This is a genomic window from Metapseudomonas otitidis, from assembly GCF_900111835.1.
Classification (GTDB): Bacteria; Pseudomonadota; Gammaproteobacteria; order Pseudomonadales; family Pseudomonadaceae; genus Metapseudomonas; species Metapseudomonas otitidis.
In genome coordinates, this window is sequence record NZ_FOJP01000006.1 from 42531 (window position 1) to 58895 (window position 16365).

The 16365-nt window shown below is 63.0% G+C and carries 16 protein-coding genes; 12 read left to right on the forward strand and 4 right to left on the reverse strand.

Going from position 1 to position 16365, the window contains the following annotated elements:
• The 10 genes from sdhC to brnQ all read left to right on the forward strand — a co-directional run bounded on the left by sdhC (position 1) and on the right by brnQ (position 12926).
• The gene (gene sdhC, locus BM198_RS08830) at positions 1-375 is read left to right on the forward strand and encodes a succinate dehydrogenase, cytochrome b556 subunit (RefSeq protein ID WP_044400192.1); all 375 of its coding nucleotides are present in this window, start codon (positions 1-3) and stop codon (positions 373-375) included.
• Positions 369-737, forward strand: coding sequence for a succinate dehydrogenase, hydrophobic membrane anchor protein (gene sdhD, locus BM198_RS08835; RefSeq protein ID WP_044400195.1), 369 nt, complete (start codon positions 369-371; stop codon positions 735-737). Before sdhC ends, sdhD begins: the two co-directional genes overlap by 7 nt.
• 3 nt (positions 738-740) lie before the next feature.
• Complete coding sequence (gene sdhA / locus BM198_RS08840) at positions 741-2513, forward strand: succinate dehydrogenase flavoprotein subunit (protein ID WP_044400198.1); 1773 nt, start codon at positions 741-743, stop codon at positions 2511-2513.
• Positions 2514-2524: 11 nt separating this feature from the next.
• Positions 2525-3241: a succinate dehydrogenase iron-sulfur subunit gene (locus tag BM198_RS08845; RefSeq protein WP_044400201.1), complete on the forward strand. Its 717-nt coding sequence runs from the start codon at positions 2525-2527 to the stop codon at positions 3239-3241.
• A 246-nt stretch (positions 3242-3487) separates the two neighbouring features.
• Positions 3488-6319, forward strand: coding sequence for a 2-oxoglutarate dehydrogenase E1 component (locus BM198_RS08850; RefSeq protein ID WP_074969319.1), 2832 nt, complete (start codon positions 3488-3490; stop codon positions 6317-6319).
• Positions 6320-6361: 42 nt separating this feature from the next.
• Positions 6362-7585, forward strand: a complete 1224-nt coding sequence (odhB, locus tag BM198_RS08855) for a 2-oxoglutarate dehydrogenase complex dihydrolipoyllysine-residue succinyltransferase (RefSeq protein ID WP_074969321.1) — start codon at positions 6362-6364, stop codon at positions 7583-7585.
• Positions 7586-7651: 66 nt separating this feature from the next.
• The gene (gene lpdA / locus BM198_RS08860; RefSeq protein WP_044400210.1) at positions 7652-9088 is read left to right on the forward strand and encodes a dihydrolipoyl dehydrogenase; all 1437 of its coding nucleotides are present in this window, start codon (positions 7652-7654) and stop codon (positions 9086-9088) included.
• A 188-nt stretch (positions 9089-9276) separates the two neighbouring features.
• A complete protein-coding gene (gene sucC, locus BM198_RS08865) occupies positions 9277-10443 on the forward strand; it encodes an ADP-forming succinate--CoA ligase subunit beta (protein WP_044400213.1) in 1167 nt (388 codons plus the stop codon).
• Positions 10443-11330, forward strand: a complete 888-nt coding sequence (gene sucD, locus BM198_RS08870) for a succinate--CoA ligase subunit alpha (RefSeq protein ID WP_044400216.1) — start codon at positions 10443-10445, stop codon at positions 11328-11330. The genes sucC and sucD overlap by 1 nt, the downstream gene beginning before the upstream one ends.
• 282 nt (positions 11331-11612) lie before the next feature.
• Complete coding sequence (gene brnQ / locus BM198_RS08875) at positions 11613-12926, forward strand: branched-chain amino acid transport system II carrier protein (protein WP_074969323.1); 1314 nt, start codon at positions 11613-11615, stop codon at positions 12924-12926.
• Between the two features lie 54 nt (positions 12927-12980).
• Here the strand turns inward: brnQ and BM198_RS08880 are convergent, their stop codons facing one another.
• A complete protein-coding gene (locus BM198_RS08880; protein ID WP_074969626.1) occupies positions 12981-13244 on the reverse strand; it encodes a hypothetical protein in 264 nt (87 codons plus the stop codon).
• Between the two features lie 7 nt (positions 13245-13251).
• On the reverse strand, positions 13252-13470 hold the full coding sequence (locus BM198_RS08885) for a hypothetical protein (RefSeq protein ID WP_074969325.1): 219 nt from the start codon (positions 13468-13470) through the stop codon (positions 13252-13254).
• On the opposite strand from BM198_RS08885, the gene BM198_RS29565 reads away from it, so the two are divergent.
• Both BM198_RS29565 and BM198_RS08890 read left to right on the forward strand, forming a co-directional pair.
• Complete coding sequence (locus BM198_RS29565; protein ID WP_139233592.1) at positions 13469-13729, forward strand: hypothetical protein; 261 nt, start codon at positions 13469-13471, stop codon at positions 13727-13729. The genes BM198_RS08885 and BM198_RS29565 overlap by 2 nt on opposite strands.
• 45 nt (positions 13730-13774) lie before the next feature.
• Positions 13775-14497, forward strand: a complete 723-nt coding sequence (locus BM198_RS08890) for an amidotransferase (RefSeq protein WP_044400225.1) — start codon at positions 13775-13777, stop codon at positions 14495-14497.
• A gap of 73 nt (positions 14498-14570) precedes the next feature.
• Here the strand turns inward: BM198_RS08890 and BM198_RS08895 are convergent, their stop codons facing one another.
• Positions 14571-15542, reverse strand: a complete 972-nt coding sequence (locus BM198_RS08895) for a magnesium and cobalt transport protein CorA (RefSeq protein ID WP_074969327.1) — start codon at positions 15540-15542, stop codon at positions 14571-14573.
• A gap of 94 nt (positions 15543-15636) precedes the next feature.
• Complete coding sequence (locus BM198_RS08900) at positions 15637-16356, reverse strand: 1-acylglycerol-3-phosphate O-acyltransferase (RefSeq protein WP_074969329.1); 720 nt, start codon at positions 16354-16356, stop codon at positions 15637-15639.
• Positions 16357-16365: the final 9 nt, after the last annotated feature.

Consider the following 16365-nt stretch of genomic DNA (forward strand, 5'->3'; position numbering starts at 1 on the left):
GTGAATAGCCAACGACCTGTAAACCTAGATCTCAGGACCATCAAACTCCCGATCACAGCTTATACGTCCATTCTTCACCGCATCTCCGGCGTCATCCTCTTCATCGGCATCGCTGTGCTGCTTTATGCGCTCGGCAAGTCGCTTGAATCCGAGGCTGGCTTCGAGAGCGTGAAGGCGTGTCTGACCAGTCCGCTGGCCAAGCTTGTGATTTGGGGCCTGCTGTCCGCACTGCTCTATCACCTGGTAGCCGGCGTGCGCCACCTGGTAATGGACGCGGGTGTCGGTGAGACGCTCGAGGGCGGCAAGCGGGGCTCGAAAATCGTCATCGCAGTTTCGGCTGTGCTGATCATTCTCGCGGGGGTATGGGTATGGTAACCAACGTCACGAACTTCTCGCGTTCGGGTCTCTATGACTGGATGGCTCAGCGCGTTTCTGCAGTCGTTCTCGCGGCTTATTTCCTTTTCCTGCTGGGGTACCTCGTTGCTCACCCCGGACTGACCTTTGCCGATTGGCATGGTCTGTTCTCACAGAGCTGGATGCGCATTTTCAGTCTGCTCGGACTGGTCGCCCTGGGTGTTCATGCCTGGGTCGGCATGTGGACCATTTCCACTGACTACCTGACGCCGATGGCGCTGGGTCGTTGGGCGGTGGTCGTGCGTTTCCTGTTCCAGGCCGTTTGCGGTATGGCGATGTTCGCCTACTTCGTCTGGGGCGTTCAGATTCTGTGGGGTATCTGATTCATGGCTAACATTCGTACTCTTTCCTTCGATGCCATCATCGTCGGCGGTGGTGGTGCTGGCATGCGCGCTGCTCTGCAGCTGGCTCAGGGTGGTCACAAGACTGCCGTGGTGACCAAGGTCTTCCCGACCCGCTCCCATACCGTTTCCGCTCAAGGTGGCATCACCTGCGCCATCGCTTCGGCCGACCCGAACGACGATTGGCGCTGGCACATGTACGACACCGTCAAGGGCTCCGACTACATCGGTGACCAGGACGCTATCGAATACATGTGCTCCGTGGGGCCGGAGGCCGTGTTCGAGCTCGAGCACATGGGGCTGCCGTTCTCCCGTACCGAACAAGGCCGCATCTACCAGCGTCCGTTCGGCGGCCAGTCCAAGGACTTCGGCAAGGGCGGTCAGGCTGCTCGTACCTGCGCCGCAGCCGATCGTACCGGTCACGCGCTGCTGCACACCCTGTACCAGGCCAACCTGAAGAACGGTACCTCGTTCCTCAACGAGTGGTATGCCGTTGACCTGGTGAAGAACCAGGACGGCGCCATCGTCGGCATCATCGCCATCTGCATCGAGACCGGCGAGACCGTCTACATCCGCTCCAAGGCCGTCGTGCTGGCCACCGGTGGTGCAGGCCGTATCTACGCTTCCACCACCAATGCCCTGATCAACACCGGTGACGGTGTCGGCATGGCCCTGCGCGCTGGCGTGCCGGTCCAGGACATCGAGATGTGGCAGTTCCACCCGACCGGTATTGCCGGCGCTGGCGTACTGGTGACCGAAGGTTGCCGTGGTGAAGGTGGTTACCTGATCAACGCCCATGGCGAGCGCTTCATGGAGCGTTACGCTCCGAACGCCAAGGACCTGGCAGGCCGCGATGTGGTTGCCCGCTCCATGGTCAAGGAAGTGATCGCCGGCAACGGCGTCGGCCCGAACAAGGATCACGTGCTGCTGAAGCTGGACCACCTCGGTGAGGAAGTCCTGCACAGCCGCCTGCCCGGCATCTGCGAACTGTCTAAGACCTTCGCGCATGTCGACCCCGTTGTTGCGCCGATCCCGGTCATCCCGACCTGCCACTACATGATGGGCGGCGTTGCCACCAACATCCATGGCCAGGCCATTACTCAGGATGCCAACGGCAACGACACGATCATCGAAGGCCTGTTCGCGGTCGGCGAAGTCGCGTGCGTATCCGTGCATGGTGCCAACCGCCTGGGCGGCAACTCCCTGCTGGACCTCGTGGTCTTCGGTCGTGCGGCTGGCCTGCACCTCGAGAAGGCCCTCAAGGAAGGCATCGAGACCCGTGGCGCGAGCGACACCGACATCGAGCAATCCCTCAAGCGTCTGGCTGGTGTCAACGAGCGTTCCAGTGGTGAAGAAGTCGCCCCGCTGAAGCGCGAACTGCAACAGTGCATGCAGAACTACTTCGGTGTGTTCCGCACTGGCGAATACATGCAGAAGGGCATCGCCCAACTCGCCGACCTGCGCGAGCGCATCGCCGGCGTCAAGATCAACGATAAGTCCCAGGCTTTCAACACTGCGCGCATCGAAGCGCTGGAGTTGCAGAACCTGCTGGAAGTCGCGGAAGCCACTGCCATCGCCGCCGAGGTCCGCAAGGAGTCCCGTGGTGCCCATGCCCGCGAAGACTTCGAGGATCGGGACGACGAGAACTGGCTGTGCCATACCCTGTACTTCCCGGGTGAGAAGCGCGTATCCAAGCGCGCCGTCAACTTCGCGCCGAAGACCGTTCCGGCCTTCGAACCCAAAGTACGTACCTATTAAGGGTGGCCGACATGTCCAACACTCTCACTGTTAGCGTCTATCGCTACAACCCGGAGAGCGACAGCGCTCCGACCATGCAGGACTTCCAGGTTGATACCGGCGGCAAGGACATCATGGTTCTCGATGTCCTGGCCCTGATCAAGGAAAAGGACGAGGGTTTCTCCTACCGTCGTTCCTGCCGTGAAGGCGTCTGCGGCTCCGATGGCATGAACATCAACGGCAAGAACGGCCTGGCCTGCATCACCCCGCTGTCCGCTGCCGGGCTGAAGGGCGGCAAGCTGGTGATCCGTCCGCTGCCGGGCCTGCCGGTCATCCGTGACCTCGTCGTCGACATGAGCATCTTCTACAAGCAGTACGAGAAGGTGAAACCCTTCCTGCAGAACGACACGCCCGCTCCGGCGATCGAGCGTCTGCAGTCCCCGGAACAGCGCGAGAAGCTGGACGGTCTGTACGAGTGCATCCTGTGTGCTTGCTGCTCGACCTCCTGCCCGTCGTTCTGGTGGAACCCCGACAAGTTCCTCGGTCCCGCTGCGCTGCTGCAGGCCTACCGTTTCCTGGCCGACAGCCGCGACACCAAGACCGAAGAGCGTCTGGCTGCCCTGGATGACCCGTTCAGCGTATTCCGCTGCCGCGGCATCATGAACTGCGTGAACGTCTGCCCCAAGGGTCTGAACCCCACTAAGGCTATCGGTCACGTACGCAACATGTTGCTGCAAAGCGGTACCTGATGCGTTACATGCTGTACCCGTAACACCTGCGGCGCCTTTCGGGGCGCCGCAGTACAACCAGGACCGACGCTCACAAAGCCGAAGTCCTTATTTGAAATGATATAGATGACCAGCAGGGGCAACCGGGCTGGTGCCCGGACTATCTGCGGGATCCTGAGTGGCTTTCATCCTGGTCGCCGTACCCGGAGTTGAGGCTGCGATGCCGATTCCACGCCGGTGGTGTCCCCTTACCGAGGGTGACCAAGCATGCAAGAAAGCGAAATGCAGCGCATGTGGAACAGCGCCCACCTATCCGGTGGCAACGCTGCATATGTGGAAGAGCTCTATGAGCTTTACCTGCACGATCCCAACGCTGTGCCAGAAGAGTGGCGCACCTACTTCCAGAAGTTGCCGTCCGACGGCAATGCAGCCACCGACGTATCGCATTCTACCGTTCGCGACCATTTCGTCCTGCTCGCCAAGAATCAGCGCCGCGCTCAGCCGGTTTCCGCTGGCAGCGTCAGCACCGAGCACGAGAAGAAGCAGGTTGAAGTCCTGCGCCTGATCCAGGCCTTCCGCATGCGCGGCCATCAGGCGGCCCAGCTCGACCCCCTTGGCCTCTGGCAGCGCAAGGCCCCGGCCGATCTGGCGATCAATCACTACGGCCTGACCGATGCCGATCTCGACACCACCTTCCGTACCGGTGAGCTTTACATCGGCAAGGAAGAGGCAACCCTGCGCGAGATCCACCAGGCCCTGCAGCAAACCTATTGCAGCACCTTCGGCGCCGAGTTCACCCACATCGTCGATTCCGAGCAGCGCAAGTGGTTCCAGCAGCGTCTGGAAAGCGTGCGTGGCCGTCCGTCCTTCTCCCCTGAGGTCAAGAGCCACCTGCTCGAGCGCCTGACTGCGGCCGAAGGCCTGGAGAAGTACCTGGGTACCAAGTACCCGGGCACCAAGCGTTTCGGCCTGGAAGGTGGTGAAAGCCTCATTCCGATGCTGGACGAGATCATCCAGCGTTCCGGTGCATACGGTACCCAGGAGATCGTCATCGGCATGGCCCACCGGGGCCGCCTGAACGTACTGGTCAACACCTTCGGCAAGAACCCGCGCGACCTCTTCGACGAGTTCGAAGGCAAGAAGGTCGAGGGCCTGTCCTCCGGTGACGTGAAGTACCACCAGGGGTTCTCCTCCAACGTCATGACCGCTGGTGGCGAAGTTCACCTGGCCCTGGCGTTCAACCCCTCCCACCTGGAAATCGTTTCCCCGGTGGTGGAAGGTTCCGTTCGTGCCCGTCAGGATCGCCGCAGGGACAAGACTGGCGACAAGGTACTGCCGATCTCCATCCACGGCGACGCCGCCTTCGCAGGCCAGGGCGTGGTCATGGAAACCTTCCAGATGTCGCAGACCCGTGGCTACCGCACCGGCGGCACGGTTCACATCGTCATCAACAACCAGGTCGGTTTCACCACCAGCCGCCAGGAAGATGCGCGCTCCACCGAGTACGCCACCGACGTCGCCAAGATGATCCAGGCGCCGATCTTCCACGTGAACGGTGATGACCCCGAAGCCGTACTGTTCGTGACCCAGCTGGCCGTCGACTACCGCATGCAGTTCAAGCGCGACGTGGTGATCGACCTGGTCTGCTACCGTCGCCGTGGCCACAACGAGGCCGATGAGCCGTCCGGTACCCAGCCGCTGATGTACCAGCAGATCGCCAAGCAGCGCACCACCCGTGAGCTGTATGCCGATGCCCTGATCCAGGGTGGCGTGCTCGATGCCGAGCGCATCCAGGCCAAGATGGACGAGTACCGCACTGCGCTGGACAACGGCCAGCACGTGGTCAAGAGCCTGGTGAAGGAGCCCAACAAGGAGCTGTTCGTCGACTGGCGTCCGTACCTGGGCCATGCCTGGACCGCTCGTCACGACACCCGTTTCGACCTGAAGACCCTGCAGGAACTCTCCGCCAAGCTGCTGGAGATCCCGGAAGGTTTCGTCGTCCAGCGTCAGGTCTCGAAGATCCTCGAAGACCGCCAGAAGATGGGCGCCGGCGGCCTGCCGATCAACTGGGGCTACGCCGAGACCATGGCATACGCCACCCTGCTGTTCGAAGGCCACCCGGTTCGCATCACCGGCCAGGACGTGGGCCGCGGTACCTTCTCGCACCGCCACGCGGCGCTGCACAACCAGAAGGATGCCAGCACCTACCTGCCGCTGCAGAACCTGTTCGACGGCCAGCCGAGCTTCGAGCTTTACGACTCCTACCTCTCCGAGGAAGCCGTACTGGCGTTCGAATACGGCTACTCCACCACCACGCCCAACGCGCTGGTGATCTGGGAAGCCCAGTTCGGTGACTTCGCCAACGGCGCCCAGGTGGTGATCGACCAGTTCATCACCAGCGGCGAGCACAAGTGGGGCCGTCTGTGCGGCCTGACCATGCTGCTGCCGCACGGCTACGAAGGCCAGGGTCCGGAGCACTCCTCTGCGCGTCTGGAGCGCTACCTGCAGCTGTGCGCCGAGCACAACATCCAGGTTTGCGTGCCGACCACGCCGGCTCAGGTCTACCACATGCTGCGCCGCCAGGTGATTCGCCCGCTGCGCAAGCCGCTGGTTGCCCTTACGCCCAAGTCGCTGCTGCGTCACAAGCTGGCCATCTCCACCCTGGAAGATCTGGCCGAAGGCTCCTTCCAGACCGTCATCGGCGAGATCGATCCGATCGATCCGAAGAAGGTCGAGCGCCTCGTGCTCTGCAGCGGCAAGGTCTACTACGACCTGCTGGAGAAGCGTCGCACCGAAGGCCGCGAGGACATCGCGATCGTGCGTATCGAGCAGCTGTATCCGTTCCCGGAAGACGACCTGGCTGAGGTTCTGGCTGCCTACAAGAACCTCAAGCACATCGTCTGGTGCCAGGAAGAGCCCATGAACCAGGGCGCCTGGTACTGCAGCCAGCACCATATGCGTCGTGTGGCCAGCGCCCACAAGAAAGGCCTGTTCCTCGAGTACGCCGGGCGTGATGCCTCGGCCTCTCCGGCCTGTGGCTACGCCTCCATGCACGCCGAGCAGCAGGAAAAACTGCTGCAGGACGCCTTTACTGTTTAACGCCTTCGCGCAGAAAACCGAATCAGACAGGAAAAACACACAATGGCTATCGAGATCAAAGCCCCAACCTTCCCGGAATCGGTCGCCGACGGCACCGTGGCCACCTGGCACAAGAAGCCGGGCGACGCCGTCAAGCGTGACGAGCTGATCGTCGACATCGAGACCGACAAAGTTGTAATGGAAGTGCTGGCCGAGGCCGACGGCGTACTGGCAGAAATCGTCAAGAACGAGGGCGACACCGTTCTCAGTGGCGAACTGCTGGGCAAACTGAACGAAGGCGGCGCTGCTGCTGCCGCCCCGGCGGCCGCTGCTGCCCCGGCTCCGGCCGCTCAGGCTGCTGCCCCCGCTGCTGCTGGTGACGACGCCATCCTGTCCCCGGCCGCTCGCAAGCTGGCCGAGGAAAACGGCATCGACCCGAACAGCATCGCCGGCACCGGCAAAGGTGGCCGCGTAACCAAGGAAGACGTGGTTGCCGCTGTCGAGGCGAAGAAGAACGCCCCGGCCGCGCCGGCTGCCAAACCGGCTGCTCCGGCCGCCGAGGCGCCGGTATTCGCTGCGGGTGACCGCGTCGAGAAGCGCGTCCCGATGACCCGCCTGCGCGCCAAGGTTGCCGAGCGTCTGGTCGAAGCCCAGTCCACCATGGCCATGCTGACCACCTTCAACGAAGTCGACATGACCGAAGTCATGGCCCTGCGTTCGAAGTACAAGGACCTGTTCGAGAAGACCCACAACGGCGTTCGCCTGGGCTTCATGTCCTTCTTCGTCAAGGCGTCCGTCGAAGCGCTGAAGCGCTTCCCGGCTGTCAACGCCTCCATCGACGGCAACGACATCGTCTACCACGGCTACCAGGACATCGGCGTTGCCGTTTCCAGCGACCGTGGCCTGGTGGTTCCGGTCCTGCGCAACGCCGAGCTGATGAGCCTGGCCGAAGTCGAGAACGGCATCGCCACCTTCGGCAAGAAGGCCCGTGAGGGCAAGCTGTCCATCGACGAGATGACCGGTGGCACCTTCACCATCACCAACGGCGGTACCTTCGGTTCGATGATGTCGACCCCGATCGTCAACCCGCCTCAGGCTGCCATCCTCGGCATGCACAACATCATCCAGCGCCCCATGGCGATCAACGGCCAGGTTGTGATCCGGCCGATGATGTACCTGGCTCTGTCCTACGATCACCGTCTGATCGATGGCAAGGAAGCAGTCAGCTTCCTGGTGACCATCAAGAACCTGCTGGAAGACCCGGCTCGTCTGCTGCTGGACATCTGATCGGCGATCTCTCCAAACGGCGGCCCCGCAAGGGGCCGTCCGGTTTCATACGAGAAGGAATGAGTTATGACCCAGAAATTCGACGTGGTAGTGATTGGTGCGGGCCCTGGCGGTTACGTGGCAGCCATCAAGGCGGCCCAACTCGGCCTGAAGACCGCCTGCATCGAGAAGTACCAGGGTAAGGACGGCAAGACCGCGCTGGGCGGTACCTGCCTGAACGTCGGCTGCATCCCGTCGAAGGCGCTGCTGGACAGCTCGTACAAGTACCACGAGGCCCATGAGGCCTTCAAAGTGCACGGTATCGAAGCCAAGGGCGTCTCCATCGACGTGCCGACCATGGTTGGCCGCAAGGACACCATCGTCAAGAACCTGACCGGCGGCGTCAGCACCCTGTTCAAGGCCAACGGCGTCACCCTGCTGGAAGGCCACGGCAAGCTGCTGGCCAACAAGCAGGTCGAAGTCACCGGTCTGGATGGCAAGGTCCAGGTCGTCGAGGCCGAGAACGTGATCCTCGCCTCCGGCTCCAAGCCGGTCGAGATTCCCCCGGCCCCGGTTGACCAGGACGTCATCGTCGACTCCACCGGCGCGCTGGACTTCCAGTCCGTACCGAAGAAGCTGGGCGTGATCGGCGCTGGCGTCATCGGTCTGGAGCTGGGCTCCGTCTGGGCCCGCCTGGGCGCTGAAGTGACCGTCATCGAAGCTCTGGACAAGTTCCTGCCGGCCGCCGACGAGCAGATCGCCAAGGAAGCCCTGAAGATCCTGACCAAGCAGGGCCTGAAGATTCGCCTGGGCGCCCGCGTGACCGGCACCGACGTGAAGAAGAAGCAGGTCACTGTCAGCTTCACCGACGCCAACGGCGAGCAGAAGGAAGTCTTCGACAAGCTGATCGTCGCGGTCGGCCGTCGCCCGGTGACCACCGACCTGCTGGCCGCTGACAGCGGCGTCACCCTCGATGAGCGTGGCTACATCTACGTCGACGACCACTGCAAGACCAGCGTCCCCGGCGTCTACGCCATCGGTGACGTGGTACGTGGCGCCATGCTGGCTCACAAGGCCTCGGAAGAGGGCATCATGGTTGCCGAGCGCATCGCAGGCCACAAGGCCCAGATGAACTACGACCTGATCCCGTCCGTGATCTACACCCACCCGGAAATTGCATGGGTCGGCAAGACCGAGCAGTCCCTGAAGGCCGAAGGCGTCGAAATCAACGTCGGTACCTTCCCCTTCGCCGCCAGTGGCCGTGCCATGGCTGCCAATGACACGGCCGGCCTGGTCAAGGTCATCGCCGATGCCAAGACCGACCGCGTCCTGGGCGTCCATGTGATCGGCCCGAGCGCTGCCGAGCTGGTCCAGCAGGGCGCCATCGGCATGGAGTTCGGCACCAGTGCCGAAGACCTGGGCATGATGGTCTTCTCGCACCCGACCCTGTCCGAAGCGCTCCACGAAGCGGCCCTGGCCGTCAACGGTCACGCGATCCACATCGCCAACCGCAAGAAGCGCTGAGCACTATCCCCGGGGAGGGCGCGCGCGACCTTCCCGGGGCAGCAGAACCACGGTGGGCAGCCCGTCGTGAAGCCTTCGGGTGTTCACCGCGGAACGCTCGCCGGACTGCCCCAGGGCAGTCACAGGTGGCGCGGCACCACGAATGCAGCGCCGAATGCGCAATACCCAAACGAAGACGGTAGACAAGCATGAATCTCCACGAATATCAGGGTAAGCAGCTGTTCGCTGAATACGGCCTGCCCGTATCCAAGGGCTTTGCCGTAGACACCCCGGAAGAAGCCGCTGAAGCCTGCGACAAGATCGGTGGCAGCGAATGGGTCGTGAAGGCCCAGGTCCACGCCGGTGGCCGCGGTAAAGCGGGCGGCGTGAAGCTGGTCAAGAGCAAGGAAGACGCCAAGGCCTTCGCCGCCAACTGGCTGGGCAAGCGCCTGGTGACCTACCAGACTGACGCCAATGGTCAGCCGGTCAGCAAGATCCTGGTCGAGTCCTGCACCGATATCGCCAAGGAACTGTACCTGGGCGCCGTGGTAGACCGTTCCAGCCGCCGCATCGTGTTCATGGCCTCCACCGAAGGTGGCGTGGACATCGAGAAAGTAGCCCACGAGACTCCCGAGAAGATCCTCAAGGCCACCATCGATCCGCTGGTTGGCGCTCAGCCCTACCAGGGTCGCGAGCTGGCCTTCCAACTGGGCCTGCAAGGCGACCAGATCAAGCAGTTCACCCACATCTTCGTGAACCTGGCCAAGCTGTTCCAGGACTACGACCTGGCCCTGCTGGAAGTGAACCCGCTGGTCATCAAGGCCGACGGCAACCTGCACTGCCTGGACGCCAAGATCAACATCGACAGCAACGCCATGTACCGTCAGCCCAAGCTGCGCGCCATGCACGACCCGTCCCAGGACGACGCTCGTGAAGCCCATGCGCAGAAGTGGGAACTGAACTACGTCGCGCTGGAAGGCAACATCGGCTGCATGGTCAACGGCGCTGGCCTGGCCATGGGCACCATGGACATCGTCAACCTGCACGGTGGCAAGCCTGCCAACTTCCTCGACGTCGGTGGCGGCGCAACCAAAGAGCGCGTCACCGAGGCCTTCAAGATCATCCTGTCCGACAGCAACGTCGCTGCCGTACTGGTGAACATCTTCGGCGGTATCGTTCGTTGCGACATGATTGCCGAAGGCATCATCGGTGCAGTGAAGGAAGTCGGCGTGAAGATCCCGGTGGTCGTCCGTCTGGAAGGCAACAACGCCGAGCTCGGCGCCAAGGTACTGGCCGAGAGCGGTCTGAACATCATCGCGGCGACCAGCCTGACCGACGCTGCCCAGCAGGTCGTCAAGGCCGCGGAGGGTAAGTAATGAGCGTCCTGATCAATAAAGACACCAAAGTAATCTGCCAGGGCTTCACCGGCTCGCAGGGTACCTTCCACTCCGAACAAGCCATCGCCTACGGCACCAAGATGGTTGGCGGCGTGACCCCCGGCAAGGGCGGCACCACCCACCTCGGCCTGCCGGTGTTCAACACCGTCAAGGAAGCCGTGGAAGCCACCGGCGCCGATGCTTCGGTGATCTACGTTCCGGCCCCGTTCTGCAAGGACTCCATCCTTGAAGCAGCCTTCGGCGGCATCAAGCTGATCGTCTGCATCACCGAAGGCATCCCGACCATCGACATGCTGGAAGCCAAGGTCAAGTGCGACGAACTGGGCGTACGCCTGATCGGCCCGAACTGCCCCGGCGTCATCACCCCCGGCGAGTGCAAGATCGGCATCATGCCCGGTCACATCCACCTGCCGGGCAAGGTCGGCATCGTGTCCCGTTCGGGCACCCTGACCTATGAAGCCGTGAAGCAGACCACCGACGCCGGTTTCGGCCAGTCCACCTGCGTGGGCATCGGTGGCGACCCGATCCCGGGCTCCAACTTCATCGACATCCTGAAGCTGTTCCAGGAAGACCCGAAAACCGAAGCGATCGTCATGATCGGTGAGATCGGCGGTTCCGCTGAAGAAGAAGCTGCTGCCTACATCAAGGCCAACGTGACCAAGCCGGTGGTGTCCTACATCGCCGGTGTCACCGCACCGCCCGGCAAGCGCATGGGCCACGCCGGCGCCATCATCTCCGGCGGCAAGGGCACTGCGGACGAAAAGTTCGCCGCCCTGCAGGACGCTGGTGTGAAGACCGTGCGTTCCCTGGCCGACATCGGCAAGGCCCTGGCCGAGCTGACCGGCTGGGAAGTCAAGAACGCCTGAGCGTGATTGACTGATGGCGAAGGCCACCCTCGGGTGGCCTTCGTTTTTTCTGTCGCAATGTAGCCATGGCGACAACCGATTACAGCAAGCCGACAGCCTGACCTGCATCAGTGCCGCAAAACCGTCGGATTCGCTAGGCTTGCGACCTTCCTGCGCATGAACCCCAAAAGGGGGAGGGCGCGCACTAGTAGTGGTTTGCCCCAAACGGGCGGATGACGGTTCCCCTCACCCAAAGGGAAGCCCCCTCGGAACAATGAATTTCGACTCGTGGTATCCCTCTCTATGACTCGTTTGAAAGGCTCGGACCTCCTGGCCCTCGGCTTCATGACCTTTGCGCTCTTCCTGGGCGCCGGCAACATCATCTTCCCCCCCAGCGCCGGCATGGCGGCAGGCGAGAACGTCTGGTTCGCTGCGATGGGCTTTCTGCTGACCGGCGTCGGCCTGCCTTTGCTGACCGTCATTGCCCTGGCGCGGGTAGGTGGCGGCATGGATCGCCTGACCTCGCCCCTGGGCAAGGTGGCAGGGCTTCTGCTGGCCATTGCCGTGTACCTGGCCATAGGGCCTCTGTTCGCGACGCCGCGTACCGCTGTCGTCTCCTTCGAAATGGGCGTTGCCCCCTTCACCGGTGACAACCCCACGGCGCTGGCCCTCTATTCCTTGGTCTATTTCGCCTTCGCGCTGTTCCTCGCGCTCAACCCCGGGCGGCTGGTGGACAGCATTGGCAAGTTCATCACCCCGGTGCTGTTGTCGGCACTTCTGGTCCTGGGCGGTGCGGCGCTGTTCGCACCGGCGGGCGACATCGGTGCCAGCAACGACGCCTACGCCAAGGCCCCCTTCGTCGAGGGCTTCCTGCAGGGCTACCTGACCATGGACACCCTGGGCGCGCTGGTATTCGGCATCGTGATCGCCACGGCGATCCACGACCGTGGCATCTCCGAGCCGCGCCTGGTCACCCGTTACTCGGTGATCGCCGGCAGCATTGCTGCAATCGGCCTTTCCCTGGTCTACCTCACGCTGTTCTACCTCGGCGCCACCAGCCAGGGCATTGCCGGCGAGGCACAGAACGGTGTGCAGATCCTCACGGCCTATGTGCAGCACACCTTCGGGACCGCCGGTAGCCTGCTGCTGGCCCTGGTCATCACCCTGGCGTGCCTCACCACGGCCGTTGGCCTGCTTACGGCCTGTGGCGAGTTCTTCAGCGGCTTCCTGCCGTTCTCTTACCGCACGGTGGTCATCATCCTCGGCGTCTTCAGCCTGGTCGTTGCCAACCAGGGCCTGACACAGCTGATCAGCCTGTCGGTGCCGGTACTGGTAGGGCTCTACCCCCTGGCCATTGTGCTGGTTGCCTTGAGCCTGGCATCGAGCCTGTGGGTCGACGCCCGTCGGGTTTTCATCCCCACCATGGGCGTCGCCTTGGTATTCGGTGTGCTGGACGGCATCGGTGCAGCCGGCTTCAAGAGTTGGATACCTGGTTTCGTCGCGCAACTGCCGCTGGCAGATCAGAGCCTCGGCTGGTTGCTGCCGGTACTGGCAGTCCTTCTGGTCGCCGCTGTGCTGGACCGACTGCTGGGGGCCAAGGCACCACAAGTCGCCTGAGGTTCGTAGCCAAAAGAGACCGCCCACCGGGCGGTCTTTTCGTTTCCGGGGGCTTCAGAGCTTGCCTTCACAACCTCGCAGTGAGGTGCGCTCGAAGCGCTCTGGCAACCAGCTGGTGCGTTTCAGGGGCGGGCTCTCGAGTCCCTGGCGGGTGTCTCGCTCGTTACTGCCCTGTCGGGCGATCTCCTGGCGTGCCTCCAGGTTCTGGGCCACCGCGCCTGCCGAGCCGTGCGCATGGCTCAGCAGCGTAAAGCCGTTGGTCATCAATGCCAGTGCCGCCAGTGTGAGCAGGCGGCGCCTTGAGAGCTGCTGTTCCATGGCCACCTCAGCTTCGCCTTGCCGGGGGCGACAGGGGATGAGGATCGCTCAGCAACAGAGTCGGAACGGCCTGTGCCAGGCGTTCTCCCCAGCCGACCTGCGGCAGCACCGGTCGCGCCTGGCTGAAGCTGCCGCTCAGCACCAGAACGATAGTCACCACGATGGTGTAGAGGCCCAGGCTGGCCAGCGCGCCGTTGCGTGCGTAAGTGAGCGGGGAGGGGGTCATGGCTGCGATCCGTCATCGGGTTGGGGTGACCCAGAATCGCCAATACGGATTCGATGGAAAAACGCTCCCTGAGCATTTCAACTATCGACATGGACGATATCATCGCCACGAGCGTCAAATTTTATTGACGATGCTGGCGCAGTGTCATGCCAGCTCCGTCGTGGCAGGTTGCAATTTCCTTCCCGAATTTCAGGCGCTTCGGCAACACGAGCAGGTCTTGCGAAGCGGCGCTATTTCAAAGCTCGGAGGCTTGTGTTAAATAAATCGCACACAAGGTGCCTTACCCAAGCTTCAGGACAATTTCATGCCCCTACGCATCTGCATTCTGGAAACCGATATCCTTCGCCCTGAGCTCGTCGACGAGTACAAGGGCTACGGCAAGATGTTCGAACAGCTCTTCGCCAAGCAGCCCATAGAGGCCGAGTTTGTCACCTACAACGTGGTGGAAGGCCATTACCCGGCTGCCGGCGAGCGCTTCGATGCCTACCTGGTCACCGGCAGCAAGGCCGACTCCTTCGGCGACGATCCCTGGATCCAGACCCTGCGCACCTACCTGCTGGAGCGCTACAAGGCTGGCGATAAACTGCTCGGTATCTGCTTCGGCCACCAGTTGCTGGCCCTGCTGCTGGGCGGCAAGACCGAGCGCGCCACCCAGGGCTGGGGCGTTGGTACCCATGCTTATCGCGTCGAGAAACAGCCGGAGTGGATGAGTCCGGCGCTGGACGAGCTGACCCTGCTGATCAGCCACCAGGACCAGGTCACCCGCCTGCCCGAGAACGCCACCCTCATCGCCTCCAGCGAGTTCTGCCCCAATGCCGCCTACGCCATTGGCGAGCAGGTGCTGTGCTTCCAGGGGCACCCGGAGTTCGTTCACGACTACTCCCGTGCCTTGCTCAACATCCGCCAGCAGGCCCTGGGCGACCAGGTGTATGGCCAGGGCATCGCCAGCCTCGATCGCGACCACCAGGGCACGGCAGTGGCCGAGTGGATGATGCGCTTCGTGGCCAAAGGCCGCAGCGCCGCCTGAGTCTCCTCTCGCGCACGCACACGAACCGATGCCCGCATCAGCAGGCATCGTTTTTTTCAGGCCTGGGAAAGGGCTAGAGCCAGCCGGAGCGCTTGAAGCTGGCGAACAGGGCCGTGCAGCCCGCGGCGATGAAGCCCAGTACGCCGAAGTAGCCGTAGTGCCAGGTCAACTCCGGCATGTTCTGGAAGTTCATCCCGTAGATGCCCGCCACGGCGGTGGGGAACGCCAGGATTGCTGCCCAGGCGGCGAACTTGCGCTGCACCACGCTCTGGCGCGAGGACTCCAGCAGCAAGCCGATCTCGATGGCGTGGTCCGCCATCTCCCGCAGACCGGTAAGGTCTTCCAGCAGGCGACTCACGTGGATGGCGATGTCGCGGAAGTAGGGGCGCATGTTCTTGTCGATGAAAGGGAAGTCCAGGCGCTGCAGCTCCTGGCAGATTTCCGCCAGCGGACCGATGTAGCGGCGCAGGCGCAGCAGGTCGCGGCGCAGTCCCTGGATGTGCACCACATCGGCCTGGGTCAGCGGGCATTCCAGCACCCGCAGTTCCAGCGCTTCCAGGTCGGCGTGGTAGGTGTCGATCAGCGGCCGGTAGTTCTCGATCACGAAGGCCAGCAGCGCGTAGAGGACGAAGTCCTCGCCGTGCTCCAGCAGCAGCGGACGGGCCTCGCAACGCTGGCGGACCTGGGAGTAGGGCGCCGACTCGCCATAACGCGCGCTGATCACATAGCCGTTGCCGGCGAACAGCTGGGTTTCGATGAACACCAGCTGGCCGTTTTCCTTCACGGGGGAATAGAGCACCAGGAACAGCGCATCGCCGAAGGTTTCCAGCTTGGGGCGGGTGTGGCGCTGCAGGGCGTCTTCCAGCGCCAGTTCGTGCAGGCCGAACTGCCGCTGGAGCGTGGTCAGTTCCTCGGGGCCCGGGTCATGCAGGCCGATCCAGACGAAGTGGCCGGGCTTTCTCGCCCATTCGAGCCCCTCGTCGAGGCTGATGTTGGCAACGCGCTTGCCTTTGGAGTAGACGGCGGCAGCGACCACATGACCCATGTAAGTGTTCCCTGTGCGACTGGAGAGTGGGGCGAGCTTAACCCGCCCGGCGCATCAGCGGGGCGCCACGTTGCCCAGGGCCACGTGGGCGCTATCAGTCGGTGGCCAGTTCGCGGTCCATGCCCTCGATGCAGTCGAGCATGCGCTGGCGGCACTCCTCCATCAGCGCGGGCATGTCGTCGAGTGTCAGGCCGGCCGTGGGGATGGCCGGCAGCGCACGGATCAGCACCCGGCCACTGTTCCAACTGTTCAGCCGCAGTTGACGGACGTAGTTGCTGACGCACACGGGAATGATCGGCACTCCCGCGTTGATGGCCATCTGGAAAGCCCCGCGCTTGAACGGCAGCAGGCGTTTGCCCTGGTTGCGGGTGCCTTCGGGGAAGACCCAGATGGAGGTGTCGCGATTGCGCAGCGTTTCGGTGGTGGTGACCATCGCGTCGCGGGCGCGGCGGGCGTTGCCCCGGTCGATCAGCACATTGCCGGCCAGCCAATAGAGCTGGCCGAAGAAGGGAATCCATTTCAGGCTCTTCTTGCCGATGCTGACGGTACGTGGCGGTACCACCCGGCCCAGCACGTAGAGATCGAAGTTGGACTGGTGGTTGGCGATGATCACGCAGGGGTGGTCCCGGGTCAGCGTACTGACCTCGGCCTTGAGCTTCAAGCGCATGATGCACAGGCCTGGCAGCCCGTAGAGACGAGCACACAGGCGGCTGTTGTCGGGGTTGAACGGGCGGCACAGGCCCAGCAGCAGACCGGCGACGCCGGCGATGATGAAATGCACGCCCATCAGGACCATGCGCAGGAGAAAAAGCATCGGGCTCGC

Excerpts from the sequence above, each read along its gene's own strand:
- BM198_RS08880 (WP_074969626.1), bottom strand. The coding sequence starts at position 13,244 with ATGGAACAGCAGCTCTCAAGGCGCCGCCTGCTCACACTGGCGGCACTG.
- odhB (WP_074969321.1), top strand. The coding sequence starts at position 6,362 with ATGGCTATCGAGATCAAAGCCCCAACCTTCCCGGAATCGGTCGCCGAC.
- brnQ (WP_074969323.1), top strand. The coding sequence starts at position 11,613 with ATGACTCGTTTGAAAGGCTCGGACCTCCTGGCCCTCGGCTTCATGACC.
- sdhA (WP_044400198.1), top strand. The coding sequence starts at position 741 with ATGGCTAACATTCGTACTCTTTCCTTCGATGCCATCATCGTCGGCGGT.
- BM198_RS08845 (WP_044400201.1), top strand. The coding sequence starts at position 2,525 with ATGTCCAACACTCTCACTGTTAGCGTCTATCGCTACAACCCGGAGAGC.
- lpdA (WP_044400210.1), top strand. The coding sequence starts at position 7,652 with ATGACCCAGAAATTCGACGTGGTAGTGATTGGTGCGGGCCCTGGCGGT.
- BM198_RS08850 (WP_074969319.1), top strand. The coding sequence starts at position 3,488 with ATGCAAGAAAGCGAAATGCAGCGCATGTGGAACAGCGCCCACCTATCC.
- sucD (WP_044400216.1), top strand. The coding sequence starts at position 10,443 with ATGAGCGTCCTGATCAATAAAGACACCAAAGTAATCTGCCAGGGCTTC.
- sucC (WP_044400213.1), top strand. The coding sequence starts at position 9,277 with ATGAATCTCCACGAATATCAGGGTAAGCAGCTGTTCGCTGAATACGGC.
- BM198_RS08890 (WP_044400225.1), top strand. The coding sequence starts at position 13,775 with ATGCCCCTACGCATCTGCATTCTGGAAACCGATATCCTTCGCCCTGAG.
- BM198_RS08885 (WP_074969325.1), bottom strand. The coding sequence starts at position 13,470 with ATGACCCCCTCCCCGCTCACTTACGCACGCAACGGCGCGCTGGCCAGC.
- sdhD (WP_044400195.1), top strand. The coding sequence starts at position 369 with ATGGTAACCAACGTCACGAACTTCTCGCGTTCGGGTCTCTATGACTGG.
- BM198_RS08900 (WP_074969329.1), bottom strand. The coding sequence starts at position 16,356 with ATGCTTTTTCTCCTGCGCATGGTCCTGATGGGCGTGCATTTCATCATC.
- BM198_RS29565 (WP_139233592.1), top strand. The coding sequence starts at position 13,469 with ATGGCTGCGATCCGTCATCGGGTTGGGGTGACCCAGAATCGCCAATAC.
- BM198_RS08895 (WP_074969327.1), bottom strand. The coding sequence starts at position 15,542 with ATGGGTCATGTGGTCGCTGCCGCCGTCTACTCCAAAGGCAAGCGCGTT.